20 protein-coding genes are annotated in these 23,820 nt (G+C 50.1%); 9 read left to right on the top strand and 11 right to left on the bottom strand.

The window, feature by feature from the left end; genetic code table 11:
- Window positions 1-2 precede the first annotated feature (2 nt).
- The 3 genes from EJ361_RS22440 to EJ361_RS22430 all read left to right on the top strand — a co-directional run bounded on the left by EJ361_RS22440 (window position 3) and on the right by EJ361_RS22430 (window position 3,345).
- Window positions 3-758 (top strand): SDR family NAD(P)-dependent oxidoreductase, encoded by a 756-nt coding sequence (locus EJ361_RS22440; protein ID WP_164714379.1) that lies wholly within the window; start codon window positions 3-5, stop codon window positions 756-758.
- Window positions 759-779: 21 nt separating this feature from the next.
- Complete coding sequence (locus tag EJ361_RS22435) at window positions 780-2,189, top strand: Gfo/Idh/MocA family protein (protein WP_126248566.1); 1,410 nt, start codon at window positions 780-782, stop codon at window positions 2,187-2,189.
- Between the two features lie 85 nt (window positions 2,190-2,274).
- Window positions 2,275-3,345: a winged helix DNA-binding domain-containing protein gene (locus tag EJ361_RS22430; RefSeq protein WP_126248564.1), complete on the top strand. Its 1,071-nt coding sequence runs from the start codon at window positions 2,275-2,277 to the stop codon at window positions 3,343-3,345.
- Here EJ361_RS22430 and EJ361_RS22425 read toward each other — a convergent pair.
- On the bottom strand, window positions 3,340-3,522 hold the full coding sequence (locus EJ361_RS22425; protein WP_126248562.1) for a hypothetical protein: 183 nt from the start codon (window positions 3,520-3,522) through the stop codon (window positions 3,340-3,342). The two genes, EJ361_RS22430 and EJ361_RS22425, sit on opposite strands and share 6 nt — an antisense overlap.
- Window positions 3,523-3,606: 84 nt before the next feature.
- On the opposite strand from EJ361_RS22425, the gene EJ361_RS22420 reads away from it, so the two are divergent.
- A complete protein-coding gene (locus tag EJ361_RS22420; protein ID WP_126248560.1) occupies window positions 3,607-4,941 on the top strand; it encodes an MFS transporter in 1,335 nt (444 codons plus the stop codon).
- 21 nt (window positions 4,942-4,962) lie between these two features.
- On the top strand, window positions 4,963-5,493 hold the full coding sequence (locus EJ361_RS22415; protein ID WP_205687086.1) for a CopD family protein: 531 nt from the start codon (window positions 4,963-4,965) through the stop codon (window positions 5,491-5,493).
- A gap of 7 nt (window positions 5,494-5,500) precedes the next feature.
- On the opposite strand, the gene EJ361_RS22410 is transcribed toward EJ361_RS22415, so the two are convergent.
- The 4 genes from EJ361_RS22410 to ybeY form a co-directional block, all read right to left on the bottom strand.
- Window positions 5,501-6,928, bottom strand: a complete 1,428-nt coding sequence (locus EJ361_RS22410; protein ID WP_126248556.1) for a porin family protein — start codon at window positions 6,926-6,928, stop codon at window positions 5,501-5,503.
- Window positions 6,925-7,503 carry an RNA polymerase sigma factor gene (locus tag EJ361_RS22405; protein WP_205687085.1) on the bottom strand — a complete coding sequence of 193 codons (579 nt, stop codon included), beginning with the start codon at window positions 7,501-7,503 and terminating at the stop codon, window positions 6,925-6,927. Before EJ361_RS22405 ends, EJ361_RS22410 begins: the two co-directional genes overlap by 4 nt.
- Before the next feature lie 381 nt (window positions 7,504-7,884).
- A complete protein-coding gene (gene mnmG / locus EJ361_RS22400; protein ID WP_126248554.1) occupies window positions 7,885-9,753 on the bottom strand; it encodes a tRNA uridine-5-carboxymethylaminomethyl(34) synthesis enzyme MnmG in 1,869 nt (622 codons plus the stop codon).
- Window positions 9,754-12,659: 2,906 nt separating this feature from the next.
- Window positions 12,660-13,085 carry an rRNA maturation RNase YbeY gene (ybeY, locus tag EJ361_RS22395; RefSeq protein WP_126248551.1) on the bottom strand — a complete coding sequence of 142 codons (426 nt, stop codon included), beginning with the start codon at window positions 13,083-13,085 and terminating at the stop codon, window positions 12,660-12,662.
- Between the two features lie 132 nt (window positions 13,086-13,217).
- On the opposite strand from ybeY, the gene EJ361_RS22390 reads away from it, so the two are divergent.
- Together EJ361_RS22390 and EJ361_RS25700 are read left to right on the top strand one after the other, a co-directional pair.
- On the top strand, window positions 13,218-13,448 hold the full coding sequence (locus EJ361_RS22390) for a FeoA family protein (protein WP_126248549.1): 231 nt from the start codon (window positions 13,218-13,220) through the stop codon (window positions 13,446-13,448).
- Between the two features lie 1,502 nt (window positions 13,449-14,950).
- Entirely contained in the window at window positions 14,951-15,151 is a 201-nt protein-coding gene (locus EJ361_RS25700) for a hypothetical protein (RefSeq protein WP_164714378.1), read from the top strand.
- A gap of 167 nt (window positions 15,152-15,318) precedes the next feature.
- On the opposite strand, the gene nadA is transcribed toward EJ361_RS25700, so the two are convergent.
- A complete protein-coding gene (gene nadA, locus EJ361_RS22385) occupies window positions 15,319-16,326 on the bottom strand; it encodes a quinolinate synthase NadA (protein ID WP_126248547.1) in 1,008 nt (335 codons plus the stop codon).
- A gap of 765 nt (window positions 16,327-17,091) precedes the next feature.
- On the opposite strand from nadA, the gene EJ361_RS22380 reads away from it, so the two are divergent.
- Both EJ361_RS22380 and EJ361_RS22375 read left to right on the top strand, forming a co-directional pair.
- A complete protein-coding gene (locus EJ361_RS22380; protein ID WP_126248545.1) occupies window positions 17,092-19,200 on the top strand; it encodes a peptidylprolyl isomerase in 2,109 nt (702 codons plus the stop codon).
- Between the two features lie 166 nt (window positions 19,201-19,366).
- Window positions 19,367-19,870 (top strand): DUF2480 family protein, encoded by a 504-nt coding sequence (locus EJ361_RS22375; protein WP_126248543.1) that lies wholly within the window; start codon window positions 19,367-19,369, stop codon window positions 19,868-19,870.
- Here the strand turns inward: EJ361_RS22375 and corA are convergent, their stop codons facing one another.
- The 5 genes from corA to EJ361_RS22350 all read right to left on the bottom strand — a co-directional run bounded on the left by corA (window position 19,871) and on the right by EJ361_RS22350 (window position 23,749).
- Window positions 19,871-20,968, bottom strand: coding sequence for a magnesium/cobalt transporter CorA (corA, locus tag EJ361_RS22370; RefSeq protein ID WP_126248541.1), 1,098 nt, complete (start codon window positions 20,966-20,968; stop codon window positions 19,871-19,873).
- Window positions 20,969-21,080: 112 nt separating this feature from the next.
- On the bottom strand, window positions 21,081-21,281 hold the full coding sequence (locus tag EJ361_RS22365) for a helix-turn-helix transcriptional regulator (RefSeq protein ID WP_126248539.1): 201 nt from the start codon (window positions 21,279-21,281) through the stop codon (window positions 21,081-21,083).
- A complete protein-coding gene (locus EJ361_RS22360) occupies window positions 21,278-21,589 on the bottom strand; it encodes a hypothetical protein (RefSeq protein ID WP_205687084.1) in 312 nt (103 codons plus the stop codon). Before EJ361_RS22360 ends, EJ361_RS22365 begins: the two co-directional genes overlap by 4 nt.
- A gap of 265 nt (window positions 21,590-21,854) precedes the next feature.
- Window positions 21,855-23,111 carry a DUF3472 domain-containing protein gene (locus tag EJ361_RS22355; RefSeq protein ID WP_126248535.1) on the bottom strand — a complete coding sequence of 419 codons (1,257 nt, stop codon included), beginning with the start codon at window positions 23,109-23,111 and terminating at the stop codon, window positions 21,855-21,857.
- Window positions 23,112-23,266: 155 nt separating this feature from the next.
- The gene (locus EJ361_RS22350) at window positions 23,267-23,749 is read right to left on the bottom strand and encodes a hypothetical protein (protein ID WP_126248533.1); all 483 of its coding nucleotides are present in this window, start codon (window positions 23,747-23,749) and stop codon (window positions 23,267-23,269) included.
- Between the last annotated feature and the right edge of the window lie 71 nt (window positions 23,750-23,820).

Genomic DNA, 23,820 nt, shown 5'->3' with positions numbered 1-23,820 from the left:
CCATGCACGACTTCGATCTGTCAGGAAAAAGAGCCTTGATAACGGGCGGCGGCTCCGGCCTGGGGCTGGCCGTGGCCAGTGCCTTCGCCGAATATGGCGCCGAAGTGATCATCGCCGGGCGGCGTGCCGATGTGCTCGATGCCGCCGCTGCCGGTATCGGCGGAAATGTGCGCACCATCGTTTGCGACCTCGCGCAGCTCGACGTGATCCCCGACCTGGTAGACGGGATAGAATCGGCGTACGGCCCGCTGGATGTGCTCGTCAACAACGCCGGCATCCATCTCAAAAAAGATGCGCTCGATGTCACCGATACCGAATTCGAAACCGTGCTCCGCACCAACCTTCAGGCCGTTTTCGCACTGTCGCGCGAGGCGGCGAGACGGATGACGGAGCGGCGGTCGGGCAGTATCATCATGATCAGTTCCATGGCCGCGAAGTACGGCATCCCGAAAGTGATCGCTTACACGGCCGCCAAAGCTGCGGTGGAAGGGATGACGAAGGCGATGGCGGTGGAATGGTCGGCCCGGGGCGTACGGATCAATTGCATCGCACCGGGTTTTATCGAGACAGACATGTCGGCCAAAGCATTGAACAACGACCCCGACCGGAAGAACCGTGTGCTGGGGCGCACGCCCATGCAGCAATTGGGCAAACCGAAAGACGTGGCGCTCGCCGCCGTGTTCCTCGCTTCCGCAGCGGCCGGTTTCATCACCGGGACCAGCCTGGCTGTAGACGGCGGCAATTCCATCGGATTCTGATCACCCTCAATCATATTCCACATGCGACCCAAAAACAACGCCGGCGGCGGATCGCGCCGGAACTTCCTCAAAAACGCAATCACCGGCGCTGCCGGCACCGTGGCCCTCGCCCACATCCCGATGATCGTTCCGGCACACGTGATCAGCGGGCCACTGGCACCCAGTAACCGCATCAACGTAGGCGCCATCGGCAACGGGCGCATCTCCCGTGAACACGATATGCCCGGCGTCTGGAAACACGATGCCGCCCGCATCATCGCCGTTTGCGACCTCGACAGCAAACGCCTCGGCAGCGCGCAAAAACTCGTCAACGATTATTACACCAAAAAAACCGGGAAGGCAGACAACAGCGTCAAAGCCTATCACAATTACCAGGAGCTCCTGGCCGACAAAGACATCGATGCCGTCATCATCTCCACGCCAGACCATTGGCACGTGATCCCCGCCGTGGCGGCGGTTCGCGCGGGGAAAGACGTATACATGCAAAAACCTGCGTCGCTCACCATTTCGGAAGGCCGGTATCTCAGTAATGAAGTACACAAAGCCGGGCGCATCCTTCAGATCGGCAGCCAGCAACGTTCCATGCCGCAGTTCAAAAAAGCCTGCGAACTGGTGCGCAATGGCCGGATCGGGAAAGTGCATACCGTGTACGTAGGCCTGCCCATCGACGATCCGTCCCAGAGTACGCCCGAAAAGGAAATGCCCGTTCCCGCAGCACTGAATTACGAAGCCTGGCTCGGAGAAACTCCTTTTGTACCGTACACCCTCAAGCGCGTGCATCCCACAAACGACTTCAGCCGGCCGGGATGGCTCCGCTGCGAACAGTTCGGCGCGGGTATGATCACCGGCTGGGGCGCGCATCATTTCGATATCGTGAACTGGGGACTGGGGTACGAATATACCGGCCCCATCGAAATTTCGGCGAAAGCGGAATTCCCCGCCGCCGGGAACCTCTGGAACGTACACGGTCCTTTCCAGTCGGAAAATATTTATGCAGACGGCGTGAAAGTGCTCGCCAGCAACAGCTATCCCAACGGTGTGAAATTCGTAGGTTCGGATGGATGGATTTTCGTTTCCCGCGGGAATTATTCGGCAACCGCCAACGACCCCGCCGGCCAGGCGAAAAACAGCAAAGCCCTCGATGCCTCCGACCCAAAAATCCTTTCCTCTATCATCGGTGAAAACGAAATCCGGTTCGTAGACAGCCTCGACCATCATGGCAATTGGCTCGCAGCCGTCCGCTCGCGCCAGCAACCGATCACGCCGATCGAAGTGGGCCACCGCGCCTGTACGGTTTGCCTGCTCAACCACACCGCCATGAAACTGCAACGCAAACTTTTCTGGGACCCGGTGAAAGAACGTTTCCAGAACGACGACCAAGCCAACGCCACGCTCACCCGGCCACAACGCTGGCCGTACGTGCTGGATTGAAATTAAAGGCGGCTCCGGCCGCCTTTTTTTATGGACACTTTTTTATCGACGTTACCCGCATGCAGGATTTTCTTACTTTCGGAAAATGAACCCGTCCGCCATGCTCGCCACCCGCCTCGAGCGACAGTTTTTAGCCAATCCGTCCAACGAAACGCCGGCATCGGTTGTTGCGCATATTGGCGCCATGCAAGCGCAGGATTTTGCGGGGGCGAAGTGGTCGCTCGGGATGCGGTGTAAAAACCTGACCGACGATGGCGTGGAAAAGCTCCTGGAAAAACGGGAGATCATCCGCATATCGAATCTCCGCGGCACGTTGCATTTCGTGCATCCGCAGGATGTGCGCTGGATGGCGACGCTCGTAGCTCCTCGGGTAAAAATCCAGGGCGGCAGCCAGTGGAAAAAGTTGGGGCTCACCGCGGAGTCCTTTTCGAAAGTCTACAAAATTTTCCGGGAGGTTTTGAAAAACGGCGAGGCGCTTTCCCGCAACGAACTGAAATCCATCCTCGATAAAAAACGGATCGACACTTCCGACCACCGCATGAACCAGTTCCTCACCATGGGCGGCCTGGAGCAGGTGATCTGCTGCGGCCCGCGCCGGGGAAAGGAATTCACGTACGTACTGCTCGACGAATGGTTGCCCGATTTCCCGTATCGACTTTCTTTCGGCCCACTAACGGAGTTGGCTATACGATATTTGAAAAGCCGCGGCCCGGCCACGCCGGAAGATTTTTCGTGGTGGTGCGGATTTCCGATTACCGTCTGCCGGCGGGCGTTTGAAGAGGCGGGCAGTGCGCTCGAAAGTTTTTCATATGGCGAAAAGACGTATTACCGCACGCCTGGCGAAACGGCGGCGAGGCCGGATACGAAGGTGCGGTTGCTGTCGGGGTTCGATGAATATCATATCAGTTATGCGGACCGGTCGATGGTAGCAGATGGGGTGCCGGCTGGGGTGCTTTCGCCGCCGAACGGGATTTTGCCGAATCTGGTGATTTCGAAGGGGAAGATCGTGGGTACCTGGCGCCGGGAGATCCGGAAAAACGGGGTGGAAATGGTTTATATACCTTTTGAAGGAATTTCGATCGGGGAGGAGCGGCTGGCCACGGCCGCGAACCGTTATGGAAAGTTTATGGGCTTACCGGCGGTGTGGGTTTCATGACCCGAATTCCCCGGGCCAGAGCCTGTTCATGCGCTCCACGAGGTAATTCAACTTCCGGTTCCGCTCCCGCTGCGCTTTTCCCAGTTGTTGCCGGAAGCGGGTCAGCTCCTCCGAAAACATCTTTATCCGCAACTGCTGGCGCGCCCATTTCCGGCGATGCCGTCTTCTTTTTCTCATGATCCGAATTTCGTTTTTTTGTTGAAACCGGGGGTGAAAGGTTTGTTAAGAAAAGGATGTCCGGGAAATATTTATTTTTGATTCATGACCACTAATTCCATTCCACGCCAGGCCACCACTGCGTGGCGTTTGAAAGCAATCTTTACCGGCTCCGTCGGCAATCTCGTGGAGTGGTATGATTGGTATGCCTATTCCGCCTTCGCGATTTATTTCGCACCGGTCTTCTTTCCGTCAGACAATCCTACCGCACAATTATTAAACACCGCCGCCATTTTTGCCGTGGGTTTTCTCATGCGCCCCCTCGGCGGATGGCTTTTTGGAACAATCGCCGATCGCCGCGGCCGGAAAACAGCGATGACGTTGTCGGTATTATTAATGTCGCTCGGTTCTTTGCTCATCGCCTGTACACCCTCTTTTTCCAGCATCGGCGTAGCTGCGCCCGTGCTGCTTTTGCTGGCGCGCCTTATGCAAGGGCTCAGCGTGGGCGGCGAGTACGGTACATCGGCAACATACCTCAGTGAAGTGGCGGACCCCTCGCGCAGGGGTTTCTTTTCCAGCTTTCAATATGTGACGCTTATCGGTGGACAAATCCTCGCGCTCGGCGTACAGATGCTCCTTCAGCGGGTTTTCCTCACTCCGGAACAATTGGCGGAATGGGGATGGCGCATTCCGTTCATTATCGGCGCAGCGCTCGCGATCACCGCTTTGTATCTCCGCCGGAACATGCACGAATCCGTAGACCTTTACACGAAAAAGAAAGAGCGCGGCTCCGTGAAAGCACTTTTCCGCGATCATCCCCGCGCAGTGCTCACCGTTGTAGGTTTGACGATGGGAGGGACGCTCGCGTTTTACACCTATACCACCTACATGCAAAAGTTTCTCGTCAACACCGTGAAACTGTCCAAAGAAGAATCCACGCTCATTTCGTTTTTCCTCGTGCTGATCTTCGCCGGCATTCAGCCACTGTTCGGCAAACTGTCCGACAAAATCGGCCGAAAGCCTTTACTGATCGGCTTCGGCGTGTTGGGAACCCTCTTAACCGTTCCGTTGCTCACAGCCATCAGCCAGGCCGGTACCGTCTGGAGCGCCTTCTTTTTGATACTCGCCGCGCTCGTGATCGAGAGCGGCTATACGTCTATCAACGCCGTCGTAAAAGCGGAAATGTTCCCGGCTGAAGTAAGAGCGCTCGGCGTGGGATTCCCTTATGCGTTAACGGTGGCACTTTTCGGCGGAACAGCCGAAACCATCGCGTTCCAACTCAAAGTGATCGGCCATGAATCGTGGTATTACTGGTACGTGACCATCTGCATTTTCATTTCGCTGCTCGTGTACGCTTTCTCGCGCGACAGCCGCAAGGATTCTTACATGGACCGGGAGCAACGCTCATCCCTTTCCAGGCGGGTGACGGACGCCCGGTGATTTTTATTTATTTTTGCCATTATGTACCTCACCATCAAGGCGCTTCATATCATTTTCATCGTGACCTGGTTCGCCGGGATGTTTTACATCGTGCGGCTGTTCGTGTATTTCACGGAAGCGGAGGAGATGGAAGAGCCCCGTCGCAGCATTCTCCAGGATCAATACCGGATCATGATGAAACGGTTGTGGTTCGGGATCACCTGGCCGTCGGCCGTGCTGACGTTGATTTTGGGTCCATGGATGGCGTTTTTGCTAGGCAGTATCCCGGTTTGGCTGTGGATAAAGCTGGCTTTCGTGCTCGGCCTGTATTTTTATTTCTTTTTCCTTCACGGCATTTACAAAGACCTCCAGGCCGGGGTCATCAAACGCAGTTCCACGCAACTCCGCGTCTGGAACGAAGTGGCCACGATCTTCCTGGTAGCGATCGTTTTCCTGGTAGTCCTGAAAAGTTTTCTGAGTACGGTTTGGGCCTTGGCCGGCCTTGCCCTTTTTACCGCCGCGCTCATGGTGGCGATCAAGGTGTACAAGAACATTCGCGAGAAGAAAAAATAATCCGCTTTTATTTTTTACCCAATGTGACCTGCAGGCTGACGCCGGCGGAATACAACTTCACCTTTCCTTCCCCAACGCCACCGGCCGGAATTTTCACATAAGGTTGCAAGCCCCAGTTCAACCGGCCTTTCGTGTTTTTCTCCCAACCAGCGCTGAGGTTGATGACGGAAAACCAGTGTTGGTTTTGGTTGCTGTATACGCGGGTGCGTTTGGGATAGTTGGTATAGTAATAATCATACTTTTCGCGCAGCATGAAATACGTGGATGCGCCGGCGCTCACGTTCCATCTGCCGGTCGGACGTTCTGCAAAAACGTAATGCAAATTGAGCGGCACATCGATCACGTCACAATCCGCGTCGATGTCTATGTAATATGCGGGACCGGGAACTTTGTATTCGTCCGGGGAAGCGCCGTACATTTTTTTCGTGTAGGCGGCGCCGGTACTGATGAACCAGCGGTTATTCACATGGTACCTGAGCAGGAGGCCGCCGGTGAACCCGATCTTGGTGCCCACGAAAGACCCGGTGGCGTTCACATCCGGCCCGAGGAAAATCCCTCCTTCGAAACCCTTTCTCCGCGGGGCTTTCCAGGGATCGGGGTTTGATTGTGCCGAGTCCGTCTTCGTTTCTGCGGAAGGATTGTTCAATCCTGGCGTTGATGTAATTCCGGTGCCTTTATCCACATCCGTTTTTTTGTCGGCCTGATTTTGGGGTGGAATTATTGCGGGCGCAGGCTTATTCACATCTGAATTGATCTCGATCGTTTTTTGATCGATATTTTTGGGTGGATCGGTCCACTTATTCACATCCGGATTTCCCGTTCCATTTTTTTGAGCGATGTTGATCGATTGGGCTGTTGAATTATTCACATCCGGATTTCCATTTTTAGAAATCAACGATGAACTGGTCACTTTATCCACATCCGGATTGTCGTTGTTCCGGTTTTGCGAGGTACCGTTTGTCGCAATGCCATTTTTCCCAGCCTGCATTTTCCTGATATCTTTTTTTAGAAAAGGGGAAGGGGAGGTGGAAGCCCCTTTATCCACATCATTCGAATTTTCTCCTTTTGAAATGAAATCGGTGGAAGGAGATCCGGACGATTTCGACGGATTATCCACATTCAATTTTCCATCATCCGCGGAAGGAAGTTTCGCGGTTCCGGAAGCGGGGGTGTTATCCACCGTTTCGTTTTTCCCTTCCGGACTGGCCATTTTATTTTCGGACGATGCGCCGGGGTTTTCCACATGCTGTTGCGAGAAGAACCACCAGCCGCCGAGCCCAAGGATGAGCACAAGCCCGCTCAGCCACCACCAGATGGGGCGCCGGCGGTTAGGTTCGTCCAGCAGTTTTTCCATTCGCTCCCAGGCCATGGGCTCGAATGGAATTTCTGCATCCTGCAGCTTTTTCCGGATATTATGTTCAAACTGTTCGCTCATGACGGTTGGGCGGCACCGATGGATCCCGGGCCGGAAATATTCATAGAGGTGATTGCTTCGATTTTTTCTTTGAGAATCCGCTTCGCCTTAAACAGATTGGATTTGGACGTTCCTTCCGAGATCCCGAGCATGTTTGAAATTTCCTGGTGCTGAAATCCTTCGAGCACGTATAAATTGAAAACGGTCCGGTAAGCGGGAGGGAGGTGTTGTACCAATCGGAGAATTTCTTCGTATGTTAATTTACTGATGGCATACTCGTCTGGCATCCCCAATTCATACACCTGCGTGATATCTTCCGTAAAAACGATTTTCTTCCGGCTGCGCAAATGGTCGATAGCGGTGTTTGCCATGATTTTGCTCAACCAGCTTTTGAAAGGTCGGGACGTATCGTAAGAATCGATGTGGTGAAAAATTTTCAAGAAACCGTCGTTTAAAATTTCAATCGCCTCTTCTTTGTTATTCGCATATCGCAAACAGATAGCCATGGCATATCCAAAGAATTGCCGGTAAAGTGCTTCCTGACTGGAACGGTCCCAGTTCTTGCAGCCCGCTATGATTGCTGATATGTCTTGCACTGATTTTTTTAAAATTCGGGTTTCCCGAAACCGCGGGAAAACGGATGGCAAAAATTTTTTCGGGCGTTACTACAGTATGTACGTTTTTCAATGCTCGCAGGTTGCCTCTATCGCAAAATTTCGTTAAAACTTGTTCCGTTTTTTCTTCAAGAATACCCCATTCAAATATAGCCCGCTTTTTAGCCCCGATTTTCGATTTTTATCGATTTTGATACTTACCCCTCAGTCATGCCGAGATCATCGAAATTTAGAGATGTTTTTAATTTATTGATTTTCAATTAATTACGATTTTCTGGATGAAATCGTCATTTTTCCACGTGGAACATAAAAAAGGAGCGGCCGAAAAACCGGTCGCTCCTTTTTTCTTGAGAAAATATTTTTCTATCGACCCATGTAGACCATGAGAATTTGTACGTCGCTGGGATTGACGCCGCTGATCCGGCTTGCCTGACCGAGGGTCCGCGGTTTGATACGCGTAAACTTCTGACGTGCTTCGTTCGATAGCGAAACGAGTTTGGAATAGTCGAACGTTTCGGGGATCATCAGGTCTTCGAGTTGACTCATTCTTTGCACCAGTTCATTTTCCTTTTCGATATACACGTCGTACTTCACCTGGATTTCTACCTGCTCGAGCACTTCCTTAGAATAGTTTTCGAGTGCTTTTTCCACTTTCGGCAAATGCTGTTTCATAGAAAAAATATCAATACCCGGGCGCAGCAAAATTTGGTGTGCGCGTTGTTTTTGGGTAAGGGGAGCGGAGCCACTGGCTTGTAACCAGGCGTTCGCTTCTTCCGGTTCGAGCGGTAATTCTTTCAGGATGGATTTTATTTTTTCAACGCCTTCCAGTTTTTCGCGGGTGCGGGCCATGCGCTCGTCGGTTGCGAGACCGAGGGCGTGGCTGCGTTCGGTCAAACGGAGGTCGGCATTGTCCTGGCGAAGGAGGGTCCTGAATTCCGCGCGGGAAGTAAACATGCGGTAGGGTTCGTCGGTTCCTTTGTTGATGAGGTCATCGATCAGTACGCCAATGTATGCTTCGCTACGTTTCAAAACGAGCGGCGCCTGTTCGGTAACTTTCAGGTGTGCGTTGATGCCGGCCATCAAACCTTGACATGCGGCTTCTTCGTACCCGGTGGTTCCGTTGATCTGGCCGGCGAAAAACAGGTTAGCGACCTGTTTCGTTTCGAGAGAAAACTGCAGTTGGGTGGGTGGGAAGTAGTCATATTCGATCGCGTACCCGGGCCGGAACATTCTCACATTCTCAAAACCGGCCACCATGCGCAGGGCTTTTAGCTGAACATCTTCCGGGAGGGAAGTCGAAAAACCGTTCACATAAATTTCCACGGTGTTGAATCCTTCCGGTTCTACGAACAACTGGTGGCGTTCGCGTTCAGCGAAACGGTTGATTTTATCTTCGATGGAGGGGCAGTAGCGGGGTCCAATTCCCTGGATTCTTCCCTGGAACATGGGTGAGCGATCGAATCCGGTCTTCAGTATTTCGTGTACATTTTCTGAAGTGTAGGTGATCCAGCAGGAGCGTTGTTGTTCCGGGCGGATCTTTTCTACGTCCATATAGCTAAAGCCAACGATTTCATCGTCGCCTTTTTGTTCTTCCATTTTCGTGTAATCGAGGGAGCGGCCATCGATGCGGGGAGGGGTCCCGGTTTTGAGGCGATCGCTTTCAAACCCGAGAGATACCAATTGTTCGGTGATTCCGGTGGCGGCTTTTTCTGCAACGCGACCGCCGCCGAACTGTTTATCGCCGATATGGATGACGCCATTAAGGAAGGTGCCATTAGTGAGGACGACGGCTTTGGCAGCAATTTCGTGTCCGAGGCCGGTGATTACGCCCTGGCATCTACCGTTTTTAATGATAAGCGCTTTCACCATATCCTGGTAGAAATCTACGTTCGGGGTATTTTCCAGGGCTTCGCGCCATTTGGCGGCGAAGAGCATGCGGTCGTTTTGTGTGCGGGGGCTCCACATGGCGGGGCCTTTGCTACGGTTGAGCATGCGGAACTGGATCATGGACTGGTCGGTCACGATACCGGAGTAGCCTCCGAGGGCATCAATCTCACGAACGATCTGGCCTTTGGCGATGCCACCCATTGCGGGGTTGCAGCTCATTTGCGCGATCGTCTGCATATTCATGGTAACGAGGAGCACCCGGGAACCCATATTGGCGGCGGCAGCGGCGGCTTCACAGCCCGCATGTCCGGCACCAACTACAATAACATCGTAAACAGGGAACATATTTGAATTTTGAAAGTGCAAAGTTAAGGCAAAAGATTGATGGACAGGGTAGAAGTTGGGGGCCGCGGTGTGATATGGTCTTTGTCTGACTTTCGGTTAGAAAGGAGATTCCCTTGACGGGATGCGAGATGGTCTTGCAGGAACTTTCTGGTGTCGTGGTATGGCCAGGTCGATTATAGTATGATTGTAACAACGTGCAGTAAGGGGATCGGGGTGGTTTCCGAATAATAAAAGATTGAAAAGGTATATTTAATAAGGTATTTATAGGTACTATTTTTTTGATTTCACCTGGGTTTTGTCCTGGGTTCGGGGCCTCAGGGTTTTCCTGGAGTCATTGTAGCCTTTGCTGAATAGATGTACCTGCGGTAAGGGCTGATTTATGGAGAATGTTACCCGCCGGGGTGGGGTACATCGAAAACTTGCTTAAGGAATACAGGAAGCCCTTTTGACATTTGCTATAAGGAATCTCCAAATGAAGGGGAGGAAAGTCAAGAGTTGTGGGGTATAGCAGACATGCTTTAGATATACAAAGCAAAAAGGAACCACATCTTTATCATACGGAGCGAAGAATGCTTATTCCTTCGAAATATGGACGCTCTACCCAAGCTGGAAGCTCCCTGAATAAGAGGAAGCGGATTCATTCAAGCCCTTAATACCAACCTATTTATTAAACCTGCAGGTAGTAAAATAAAGAACAATACACTACCACGGTATGAATCCCTCCTGGAAGCAGCATACGAAAAACCGCTATATCCATCATAACACCCCCTTACGCGTATACCCTATATTCAAGGCCTCACCCTACCAAACGTTTTCCCCGTACTGCGCTCGACGATCCCTCCCAAAATGCTACATTCCTCAAAGTAAACCTGTGGTCAAATCACTATAATACAGGAAAGACCTTTGAAAATCATCGGCGTAATCCCCAAAAGCCCTCCGGCCCCGAATTCATCCTAACCTCACCGATTCATACATTTACCCACCCAAGTTCCGCATGGAACATAAGTTTTTATAATCCAAACATCATTTTTACCCTATAATTCCTTGAAAAGCATGCATTCCCGCGGCTTTAAATAGTAAAACCCACCTATGTTCCACGTGGAACATAAAAGTCTTCGATGCACTATACCAAACCACCCGCCATAATCCCCACATCTGGATAAACGCGGTACGCTAATGGCCGACATAATTATCCCAAGCTCGGAAAGAAGGTAAAAGCGCTCCAATTGAAAGGATTGTCCCATAATTATTGCCCATATTCACTAATAGACTATAAATAATGCCTGAAAGCACATAAAAAAACTCCTACCTGGGAAGAAAACCCTGTACAGTATATATCCTTCATCAAATTTCGCCTCCATAGATCAACATTTCTTTCGTTACACATCTCTGGGCGTATCAGAAACCAGGAGGTATACCTTAACCCATCCTAAATAGAGGTAAAAAAGAAAAACATCACAACGCTCGCTCCAAAAGCGCACATTTTTATCTCAAAACTGCCGATATAGCATCAATCCACCAAAAAACCAAAGACTCGCGTGTATCTCAGGCCATTTAGTGAGATGAATCTCAAGATTGTTCCACGTGGAACATTTAAACTACGTATTCTCAACTCCCAAACCATCCATAGACTATGCCCCTACCAAGTAAATACATGCTGCCCCATCAAACCGGATTAAAAGTTGCGTCAAGATGCAATTCTTCCAATAGTAATGGCTGAACTACCCACTACTCAATATCCAACACGATACATATTGTTAAACTGCGGAACAAACAGAAAAAAATGCAGGCCAAACCTAACATTGAAGTCCAAACACGAAGTATGTTCCACGTGGAACATAGAATTTCGGAAGGATAGACCCTTGTCTTAGGCTAAACAGCGGATTTAACATCCATAGAATTCGCGTACGTCTAATACCTTCAAGAAAACAGCGCCATTTCTAAAAAAACAAAATCATTATTCGCCATACCGCCTGGTAAACTCCACATGCGGAATCCACTTTTGACCTGGGAATGAAGAAAACAAACCCTCCATACTCCCAACTACTACAGAAACGATGACCATGAGTATGATTTCCCTTCAAAAGGATGTCAAAAACCTAATCAGCAAGGGAAATTGAAGACTTTTATCAAAAATCCCGCAATAAAACACCTTGCATTGCCAATTCAACAACAAAACATAGAAGAAAAAGAACCAGATATCGGCAAATAACCACGACACATTGCCCCATTCCATCACAAGTTGTTATTTCAGGCAGCATAACGAGATTCAAGGCATTGCAGGTTACAAACTCCACAGCGGAATCACTAATTACCTGGCAAAGCAATGTAAAAGGTAAACTTTATCAACAGATGAACCGGCGAGGCAAACAATCAAACCCAAAAATGGGGGTGTCATAAGGTATTAGCGATAAACATTCCCTTTTCCAAACAATGGTGAAGATCCATTCAAGAATAGATACTGCTGGTTTGAACATAATAATGCGACAAGAAATGTATTTCCAGTCTTTAAAGACGCAGATTCAAACTGGAACAACAATTACAGAACCAGCTGAAAATCTTACAGCACAAGATTGGTCGTAAACAGCGTCTGAGATATACCAGGAAAGGGCAGGGGTAAACCGGCCCTCGTTCAGTTCACACGAATTATATCCGTAATCTGATTCTCCTACCAATAAGAAATCCCTTGCGAATACAATTACCTCTATACTCAGAAGTCAAACAACAATAAATGCAGCAATTCCGCGTAATCAACCATAAAAGTCACGCATAGCGAAACAGTATCATTCACGATTTGCTACACGGGCCCCGGGTGCCAAAATCAAACTATATACATAAAAAAAGCTCCCAATTGGGAGCTACATGCCTTTGAACTAGATGTTCCACGTGGAACATGGCAATCTATATCAGGATTCAAAGTACAGTTTCAGGTTCTCATCCTCCTTTTCACGCATGATCGCCTCCTCTTTCCTGGATTTATCCCGAAAACCACATAAATGCAACGCACCGTGGAAAATTACGCGGTGCAGCTCGTAGTTCTCCGATACCTTGAACTTCGCAGCATTCTCACGTACCCTATCTATGGAAATGTAGATCTCCCCCTCGGTAATCTCCGGATTCTCCGAAAGCTCGAAAGTGACAATATCCGTATAAGTATCGTGCTGCAGAAACTCCTGGTTGATCGTTAACAGGTAATCATCCGAGCAAAAAACGTAATGCAAGTTCTTCAAACCCTGTCCCTCACGCCTGAAGAGCTCCTTCAAGAAAGCCTTCAGCCGGGTACGCTCTTTCAACTGGACTTTCACCTCGTGTAATGTAAAATTGATAGCCATTGTGTAAAATTATGGTGAAAAAGCCTTTCGGCAGTGGCCTTTTTTTGCATTATGGCTGTTGAGCGGTACCTTTGCCCCGTAATAGCTGAGACAGCAGTCACAGAATGGTTTTAACTCGCTCAACAAGAAAATATGATTAAACTTTCTTCCCTCACCCTTGGTAAAAGTGCGGTAATCCGGGAATTCGAGAAAAGCGACCTTCATATAAAACTCATGGAAATGGGATGTGTTCCGGGGGAAACGGTAAAAGTAGAAAAGATAGCGCCGCTGGGAGATCCTATTTGCATCATCGTAGCCGGCTACAATCTTTCACTCCGTAAAACCGAAGCCGATCATATTTGGGTTGAAGAAGTTGCCGTATAATAATAACTCCACCGTTATAAGATCTTTGGCCATCTCGTTGAGATGGCCTTTTTTTATTGGGTAGGAGAGAAGCAGCCTATTTCTAAAAGCTTTCAAAGAAATACTACATTATATTATTAAGTACCCTCACCCAGCAACCCCCATCGAAAAGTATCGCGATATAGAACCAGGAGAAAATGCACCTATATATTATTATGTGTATTCCCCACAATCGATATATCAACCGAATTACATTCCGACAAATATTCCATTCGCTTCAAAGATCTTTACGGAAAAGAAAAATCTTCTCAGAAAGAAAAACCACTTTCAAACTTCTAACTTTCACGAAGAGACAATACATCTCCAGTCCGAAATTCCTTCCAGAAAAAAATCCCTTTCCCCTGCATGCACCCGACGGCAGAAAATCCATCCATTCCATCAGCAACCGCACTTTCATTCTTAGTAGCAAAAGCAACAGTCACTGATCCGGAAAGACATAACTTCCCCGTTCCGAAATCCATTCAGAAAAAATTCGCTCTTCATCCATACAAATTCAGCGGAATAAAATCCATCCATCCCCCAATACCCAGGCGCCTGCATCTATCACTACATACCACCCGGCAAAGGAGCGGAGATATAACTACTCCATCCCGAAAATGCTTTCAGAAAAATCCCATATGTCCTGGAACAAATTCAGCGGAAAAACCTCCCCGAAATCCGTCGCTCATCCCATGCGTCTATCACCACACAAAATGAAGCATCCATCCGAAAAGAAATCATTTCTCCATCCTGAAATTGACCTAAAAAATCTATTCCCGAAAATGAGTCAGGCAAGTAGATCCTTTCGATGTCGCAATCACTGTCCATATATATAATGAACAGATCAGCGATCACCCTAAGACAAACGATCCCCTACCCGAATTATATTCAGAAAAAGTCAACGCCCGAAAATGCTCCGGCGGAGAAAAACCTGCGCAATCAAAAATCTGTTCATACATCTATCACTATATAAACAGATCCTCCTTCGTGCTAGGACATCCATCTCCATCCCGAAAAATTTCCAGCCATCTTGTCCCCATCTCAAAAATTCATCAGCGGAAAATGCTGCCTGGCATCATCCGATCACCCCGTCAACGAATCTATCACTACGCTAACCAGCCATCAGATTCAGGCAGGCATACCTTCTCCAGTCCGAAAAATCTTCAGAAAAAACAACGACCCTTCAGCGGAACCTATTCCTCCGCGATCGATATCAATTCGTACATGAATCTATCACTTCATGAAACGCACATCTTCAATCACGAAAAGACATAGCTTCCCCATCCCGAAAAGTCTTTCAGAAAAAACGTTCCCCATAAAACCTCATCGGCGGAAAAACCATTCGCGCATTCGTCCTGGTGCGTGCACACATCAAAACCATCATTCACGAACGAACATACCTTCTCCAACCCGAAAATGCTTTCAGAAAAACCCAGCGGAAAAATCATCGGCGGAAAAAATCCCACGAAACAAAACATCAGCGCATGAATCTATCACTTCATCCACCGAAAACCTTCGTCCCAAAAAGACATAACTTCTCCATCCCGAAAAATCTTTCAGAAAAAATTATCCGGCTCCGGACACCGGCGCAATTCAAAAATCCCGCAACTCACTCCCAAAGAAGCGATTACGGAATTTCCGAAGCGGCAAATGTATCTGATCCCGCGGCTGGACAAAAGGAATAGTTATTCATGTGGAAAAATCATCAGGCATTTTGACGGTAAATCCATCAGTTTTTCCCGAAAAGCGCTACAGCAGAAGAGTCATAACATGTATAAAATTGTTATTCAAATCCATGCAGACAAAAAAAGCCGCATTCCCGGGAATGCGGCTTTTGAATACGGTACAGAACTTAAAGCCCGGCCTGTGCGCTGATCTCCAGCATCCGGTCGATCGGGCGCTTCGCTGCAATACGCAACTGCTCGTCCATCGTGATTTCCGGCTGTTCGTACTCCATGCAGAGATACAGCTTTTCCAGGGTGTTGAGTTTCATATGCGGACAATCGTTGCAGGCGCACGCGTTGTTCGGCGGCGCGGGAATGAAAGTCTTGTCCGGATTTTCCTTTTGCATCTGGTGCAAAATCCCGGTTTCGGTCACCACGATGTATTCCTTCGCATCGTCGCGCTGGGTGAACTTCAGCAGTCCCGTCGTAGACCCGATGAAATCCGCGATCGCCAATACCGGGGCTTCACATTCCGGGTGCGCGATGATCTTGGCATTGGGGTGGCGCACTTTCAGCTTGGTGATTTTTTCCAGGCTGAAAATCTCGTGCACCATACAGGCGCCGTTCCATAAAACCATGTCGCGGCCGGTTTTCTTCACGAGATAGGAGCCGAGGTTACGGTCTGGCGCAAAGATGATGGGCTGGTCTTTGGGAACCGCCTCGATGATCTTTTCGGCGTTGGAGCTGGTGCAAATGATGTCAGACAGGGCTTTGATGCCCGCTGAGCAGTTGATATACGAGATGACCAGGTGGTCTGGGTACTGTGCTTTGAAGCGCGCAAAGAGCTCCGGAGGGGCACTGTCGGCCAGCGAGCAGCCGGCTTTGAGATCGGGGAGGAGCACTTTTTTCTGTGGACTGAGGATTTTTGCGGTTTCAGCCATGAAGTGAACGCCCGCGAAAACGATGATGTCTGCATCGGTTTTGGCGGCCTGCTGGCTGAGGCCCAGGCTGTCTCCGATATAATCGGCCACATCCTGGATATCGGGTTCCTGGTAATAATGCGCCAGGATGATGGCGTTTTTTTCCTTTTTGAGCCGCTCGATTTCAGCGAAGAGATCCAGGCGTACGTCCACCTCCATATCCAGAAATCCCTTTTTCTGCAAATTTTTTTTTGCTTCCGTTAACTCCGTAAACATAGCTATAGATTAAATTTTCTTTTTAAAAAGAAGAAAAAGCCCACTACTATTAGGGGTGTGAATTTGGGGGAAACTTGTTTTTCCCTCCTGATACAAATGTAGTTGTTATTATTTTCCTGTCCGCTATTCACACGAAATTAACAACCGTAATCCGCGCCCCTGCTGAATTTGACCTCGTTTATCCACAGTGTTGACAACAGTTTTGCTGAATATCTTTTTTGACGGCCGGATATTAAGAAAGTGTTAAAACAACCGGGTTTTTCACATCGGTTTTTCCCGGACCGGAGTTGGGCAGAAAAACAAATTTAGTTTTACCTCCGTCCAACGGTGGCTTTTCCCACAAAAAACAGCCTTAGCAACAGGTTTATACACAGGATTTGTGGAAAAAGAGGCCACTTTTTCTGAAATCGCGAAAACCCCGAAATTTTCTTGTGTTTTCAGTTTTTAGGGTCGATTAATACACAATTTGTTGTGGATTATATCGAGGTATTCCTTATTTTGTGGATAACCGCCACCTGCGTTCCGCGAAAAAATTCTCCCGAAACTCTACATCAGCGGCCGTCTAAACCTGATTGATAACAACCGGTACCTGTGCATTAAAACTTTATGAAATGTGGATAATGTGTGAATGAAGGATAAAAACCACCCCTCCTTGAATCGCTCAAACCCTTTACTGTATTGGCTTTTGGGGGAATAAAAGCTATTTTGCAGTTACAATTAAATTATTCTATTTTTGCTACCTCTTAAAATCAGACAATATATTATATGTCAGTTATTCAGAAAATCAGGGACAAATACGCTGTCTGGATCATCGTATTGATCTGCCTGGCCATCGTGAGCTTTTTATTGCAGGACGTATTCTTTGGCAGATCTGGCATGGGCCAGTCTAATGTTGTAGGCAAAGTAAACGGTGTGGAGCTGACCAACACCGACTATCAGCGCCGTATCGAATTCACGACCGAGCAGATGCGCCAGCGCATGCCGGGCCAGACTTTCGATGAAGAAGCGCAGCAGTATTTCCGCGAAGAGGCCTGGAACGGCTTCCTCCGTGAAAACATCATGACCGAGCAGTACGAAGCCCTGGGCATTACAGTTACCGATCGGGAATTGGTGGACGCCTTCAGCGCAAACAACCCGCACCCCCTGGTCCGCCAGCAATTCGCCAACCGCGAAACCGGCGAATTCGACCCCTCCGTTATCCAACAGTTCAACCAGGCCGCCAAGCAGGATCCCAACATGCGCGCGCAACTCCTGCAGTTCGACCAGGCCATCGTAGAATATCAGCAAAATCTGAAATACTATTCCTTAATTAATAAAGGTATCTATTATCCCAAGTGGCTGGCCAAACAGCAACAGGAAGATGCCGCCAAAGTAGCCAACATCGGTTACGTACAGGTTCCGTACTCCACCATCCCGGATAGCACCATCAAACCCTCCGACGCAGAACTCAACAAATACATCCAGGATAACAAAGGGATGTTCGAAGTTCCGGAAGGCCGCAAACTGGAATACGTTTCCTTCGACGTAATCCCCACCAGCACCGACTCCGCGGCCGCACTGGCCGATATCCAGAAGCTGAAAGCGGAAATGGACACCACCCCCGATGTGGCACAATTCGTAAAACTGAACTCCGAGTATAACCAATACGACGGTTACGTTTCCCGCAGCGCCATCCAGGTGCCGAACAAAGATTCCATCATCGACCTGCCCAAAGGCGCGACCTTCGGTCCTTACCTCGACGGCAACATGCTGGTATACGCGAAAATGATCGACCGCAAGACCATGGCCGACACCGTGAAACTGCGCCAGGTGCTCATCTTCGCTCAACAGGGCGCAGATTCCATCGCCAAAAAACGGGCAGACAGCGTTGAAGCGGTAGTTCGCGGCGGCGGAGACATCGCAGCCATCGCCACCGCCATCAGCCAGGACCCCAACGCCAAACAAACCGGCGGCGAAGTTACCCTGGCCCCACACACCGATATGCCCGCCGAACTGGCCGAGGTGAAAACCTTCGCGTTCGACGGTGCCACCGGCGCCGTGAAAACGGTGAAACTCCCCATCGGTTACGCCGTGGTAAAAATCATGGAACAAAAGAATGTAGGACCGGCCCTCAAAATCGCTTACCTCGGTAAGCGGGTAGACGCCAGCTCCGCATCCAGCAACGATATGCTGACCGCAGCCAACGAATTCGCTTCTGCCAACACCAGCCGCGACAAATTCGAAAAAGCGATCCAGCAGAAAGGACTGAACAAAAAAATCGCTGAAAACATCCAGCCGATGGATTTCGTACTGCCCGGCCTCGGCTCCGCCCGCGAAATCGTTAACTGGGCTTACAGCGCCAATAAGAACGACGTTAGCCGCGTGTTCTCCCTCGAAGACCGTTTCGTAGTAGCCGTTCTGACCAGCATCCGCGAAAAAGGGACCGCTCCGCTCGACGAAGTTCGTCCTACCGTAGAAGCTGAAGTCCGCAAGCAGAAAAAAGCGGACCAGATCATCGCTAAAATCGGCGCACCCGCCAACCTGGACGCAGCTGCCAAAGCTACCAACCAGCCGGTGCTGACCGCCGAAGGCCTGAACTTCTCCTCTTCTTACGCGCCGGCACTTAACTTCGAGCCCCGCGTAATCGGCGCAGCGTTCAACAAAGCATGGGGCACCGCTAAAGTTTCGGCTCCCATCCAGGGCCAGGCTGGCGTGTTCGTGATCCATGTAAACAACTACACCGAATCCGGTATCGGCAACCTCGAATACGGCCAGCAAAGCCAGGCATTCGAAGGCGCCATGCAGCAACTGGTGCAGCAGCAGCTGTTCCAGTCTGTACTGAAGAAGAACAGCAACGTGAAAGACAACCGCGCAGCGTTCTTCCGCTCCAACTGATTTTAGGAAATCCTGATAGCAAAAGGCCGGGCCGCAAGCCCGGCCTTTTTTGTGCCTGAAACCCAAAGCAGGAGCGGAGATTGGCCAACGCATGAGGTTTTTTATGCAGGTTTGGGCGCGCCGGCACCAGGGAACGGGCTTCCCATAAAATCCGTAAATTTGCAGTATGGAAGAAATAGTAAATAAAGTAGCGCAAAGCGCGCTCGTCACCATAGATCTCGAACAATATTATCCCAAGGAAGAAATCATCGTATTCGACCTGAAAGATTACCTGTTCATGGAGCTCATCCTGAAGGAAAAGGATTACCGCGCCGCGCTGCAGGCGCATGATTGGGAACAATACCGCGGAAAAGCCGTGACCATCACCTGCACCGCGGATGCCATCATCCCGTTTTGGGCGTACATGCTCCCCGCCGCCTACCTCGAGCCCGTTGCGGCCCGCGTGGCTTACGGCGACGAAACCTCGCTCCGCAACACGATTTTCCTGGAAAAAGTAGCGGCGATCGACGCAAACGAATTCAACGATCTGCGCGTCATCATCAAAGGTTGTGCGGATAAAGCCGTACCCGAAGCCGCGTATGTGGAAATCACGCGGAAACTCCGGCCGGTCGTGAAAAGCCTCATGTACGGGGAACCCTGCTCCACCGTTCCGGTCTACAAGAAAAAATGATCAAAACCATCCGCGCTTGCGGAAGAAAAGGATCATCCCCACAAATATGCAAATCATCGCCCCAATGGTTATAAAGTAACCGTTGGGGTTTTTTAATTCCGGCATGTGATCGAAATTCATCCCGTAAATCCCCGTGATCACGGTCATGGGCGCAAGGAGTGTAGTCACCACTGTTAGTACCTTCATCACTTCGTTCATCTTCTGGTTCATCTGCGCATGATATAGTTCCTGCAGGTTGATGATCATATCGCGGTAGCTCTCGGCAAGGTCTACCGCCTGGATGATGTGGTCGGAAACATCTTTGAAATATTTCCCCGTATTCTCCTCCAGTAAAGCGTTTTCGGATTTCAGCAGCCCGTTCATCAGGTCGCGCACGGGCGCGATGCCGCGCTTGAATTCCATGAGCTCGCGGCGCAGGTAATTGACGCGGGCGAGCGTGCGGTTGTTGGGCTGGCGGGGAATGATATCTTCCATCAGTTCGATACGGTCTCCCAGATGGTCCATCACCATGAAATAATTATCGACGATGACATCGAGCAGGGCGTAGAGTAAATAATCGGAGCCGGAAAGGCGGAGTTTGGTGCCATCGGTGCGCAGGCGCTCGCGAATGGGGTTGAACACATCGCGGTAGGGATCGTCCTGGAAGGAGATAACCACGTTTTTACCCAGCACCAGGCTCACCTGTTCGATATCTACAGCCGAGCTTTCTGTTTTGAAATAGCACATGGGCAGGAGGCAGAACAGGTTATTGCCGATTTCGTCCATCTTGGCGCGCTGGCCTTCGCTCATGATATCTTCCATGAGGAGGAAATGGATGTTGAAATGCCGGCAGATGGATTCTACTTCTTCGCGACGGATCCCGTCTATGTTGATCCATTTTTTGGTGTCGGTTTCGGCGAAGCGGAAACAATCGGATACGCTGCCGGTGGTTTCTTCGTGGAAATACCCGCTGTCGTATTCGTATACCGTAATCCGGACATGGTCAACAGGCTTGCGGGAAGAAACGGCCGTTACGGGATTGAAGTTCATCAATCGCTTTTTGCGGATCTTGAAAGGATTGATCGCGTCCGCAATGGGCAGAATCGGGTTTTTGGCCATACCGGGGGAATTTCTGCTAATGTACAATTTTTGAAAAAGATGAAAAAAGAACGGCCGCCGAAGTGAGTGACACAACGGCGGCCGGGCCGGATTACCAACATTGACTAACCGTTCAATCCTCTTCGGTCAGGAAGAAAATCTCTTCGACCGGTTTGGAAAAAACTTTGGCAATCTTCAGGGCCAGAATGGTGGAAGGCACGTATTTATTGGATTCGATGGTATTGATGGTTTGACGGGAAACGCCTGTCAGCCGCGCGAGTTCGTCTTGCGTAAGGTTCATCCGCGCACGTTCTACTTTGATGTTGTTCTTCATGTTAAAGATCTTTTTTGGCGGAAGAGAAGGTAGTGGAAACGGATGATGAAAATGAGCAGGATGGTGAACATATTGTAAATCATCACATTGAAATAGGCCATATCGTAAATGAACACCGTTGCCAGGATGAGCAGGATGTAATTCACGAGAACGGCCAGCTGTAAGGATTCCAGCCGTATTTTGCTGATGTATTCGTCTTCATCTTTTTCCCGGCTGAACGAAATGAGCAGCAGGCCGATGAAAATCCCGACAGAGATGATTTCGTCTGAATAGTCGCCGACCGCGCGGCCAATTTGTTTGCCAACCATGCTTGCAAATTTGGAATCCGATTCAGTTAAATAAGTCCAGGAAAAGCCGAGAAAGATAAAAGGCAGGGAAACGAACCAGCCTATTTTTTTGTACAGGTGCGGAAGGAGGAATTTTGATTTCATATACAGGGTGTTTATGCAATGAAGTTAAGTACTTTTTACATAAAGTCAAGCATATTTTACATCGTGACAAGTTTATTTTACGTTTTGGCGTATGAAAAAGCCCCCGGAACCGGGGGCTTTTCGTATCTGAAGCGTTGATTTACTAGAAGTTGGGCAGTTCGATGAGGGGCGCCTTTCCAATGGCGGGGCGCTCGAAATTGTCGCCCAGTTTGGCATCGGCGGGCACGAATCCGGCGGTCCAGAGGTAGAACATCCCGTTTTCGGAGCCGCCGCCGAAATCGAGGCGGTCTTTGGCGCGGGCGGTAGCGTCGTTGGTGAAGCGTGCTTTCGTCAGCTCGATCCATTCTCCCTGGGGTGTTTTGATCCAGTGGTTACCGTAATAGCCTTTGCGGTATACGTGCCCGTTCTCGAAGCTGAAGTTTTCGAGGAAGGAGTAGAGATGGCCCATGTATTTTCCGTCTTTCGGCGCGCGGAACGAGGCGATGAGTTTCCATTCGTTGTGCTCCGGCACGAAGAAGTACGCGGAATACTGTGTGGTAGTGCCTTTGGGGACCGCGTGCATGAGGAATTTGTAGGTTTGGCCGGCTTTCCAATTGTACACCCAATGGCTATGGCCGCCGGTGCCTTCGCCGCCGAAACCGTGCGCGATCACGGAGTCTCCTTTGGCGAGGAGCGTCACCTGGTCTTCGTAAGCTACTTTATCGCGGCTATCGGGCTCCTTGCCGGAATCCCACACGGAGAAAATGATCCTTCTTTCATCGGGGCCGTTGACCTGCATCCCGAAATAACCACGGTGCCATCCGCAAGACATGAAGTAGGTACCGATTTTGTCCTGCCCTTCGGGAACCTTGATTTCGCCGTAGAACCATTCCACGTCTTTGCCCTCGGGGGCGGTGTAGTTGAGATGGACGGAAGCCGAGCGGCGCCAGGGTTTGGGGTTGAACTGGATGTCTTTCGTGGCGGGGCCTTCGAGGGTGACGCCTTTCACGTCGGCATACACATTACCTTGTTTGGAGGCGCCTTTGAGGGCGATATCGTAAAATCCGGTTTTTTTGAGTTTGGTAGACAGCACGGGAATATCCGCGTAATCCGCACCGGCAGGCACTTGTACGGTTTTTTCCGCACCGTTGACGGAAACGGTCAGGCTGGCGGGAGCGTCGGCTTTTGCCTGGAGCCCCAGTTTCAGGGAGCCGGTGTTGGCGGCGTGGAACCAGAAATGGACGGTGTTGGAACTGTCTGTCCACCGCACAACCCCGTTCCTGCCGGAGATATCCACGCCGGTTTCGGCGGGGTCGGCGTAAGCCGTGAAGCCCGGCAAAACCACGCGGGCGTTTTGCGCCATCGCGGGCGCGGCTGCGGCCAGGGCGCAGCAGAGGAAAGAGTAGCGTATCATTTTCATAAAACAAATAAAAAAACCACGGAGCCGGGATGCAAGTTTGTTCGTCAAAATTGACAAAACACAGACGCAGCGGGGGATTGGAAGGAAATCATTTCCTCATTTCCACCAAAACGATCTCGTTCCCGTACAAATCCAGGAAATGGAGGAACCACTGATTACGGTGTTATGATGATGCAATCACACCAATCTACGAAAACCAGGGAAAATTGCCGGACGATGCGGGGGATCTCGTAATCGGCCCAGGGCGTGGCATCGCAAAGGGCGAGGGATTTGACGACCCCGTTTTCCTCCGTGCCGTAATAACATCCGCCGCGCGACGTAATGGCGAAGCCGGTTTTCACGAACCCGGGATGTTGATGTATGGCAATAGCGCCAAGCATGTCGGAGTTGAGGAAGGACCGAAGCTCGAAAAGGGGAATGAAAAGCTCGGGGGCGCCAATACTTCGGCGGACGTGCACATTGTCGAACGCGCGGATGCCTTCCGCCATTTCGCGGCTGTGATTGATATGGATTTCCTTGATTTCATCCACTTCCTCGCCAACTAATTTCAGCTTGGAAATATTGACGAACTCTGCCTGTCGCCAGTTATCGCCGGAAAGGGTTACTGTAAAATCCGGGTAAGCGGGCAGGTTGGTCATTGGAGGGAGTTCATTGGAAACTGTAGGTATGGGGAACCAGTAGTCCATAGTTGAACACAACACTTTACTCT

Source organism: Chitinophaga rhizosphaerae (assembly GCF_003958645.1).
Lineage (GTDB): Bacteria > Bacteroidota > Bacteroidia > Chitinophagales > Chitinophagaceae > Chitinophaga > Chitinophaga rhizosphaerae.
Note: the sequence above shows the minus strand (reverse complement) of the source record. Positions and strands in the feature narration are given on the sequence as shown.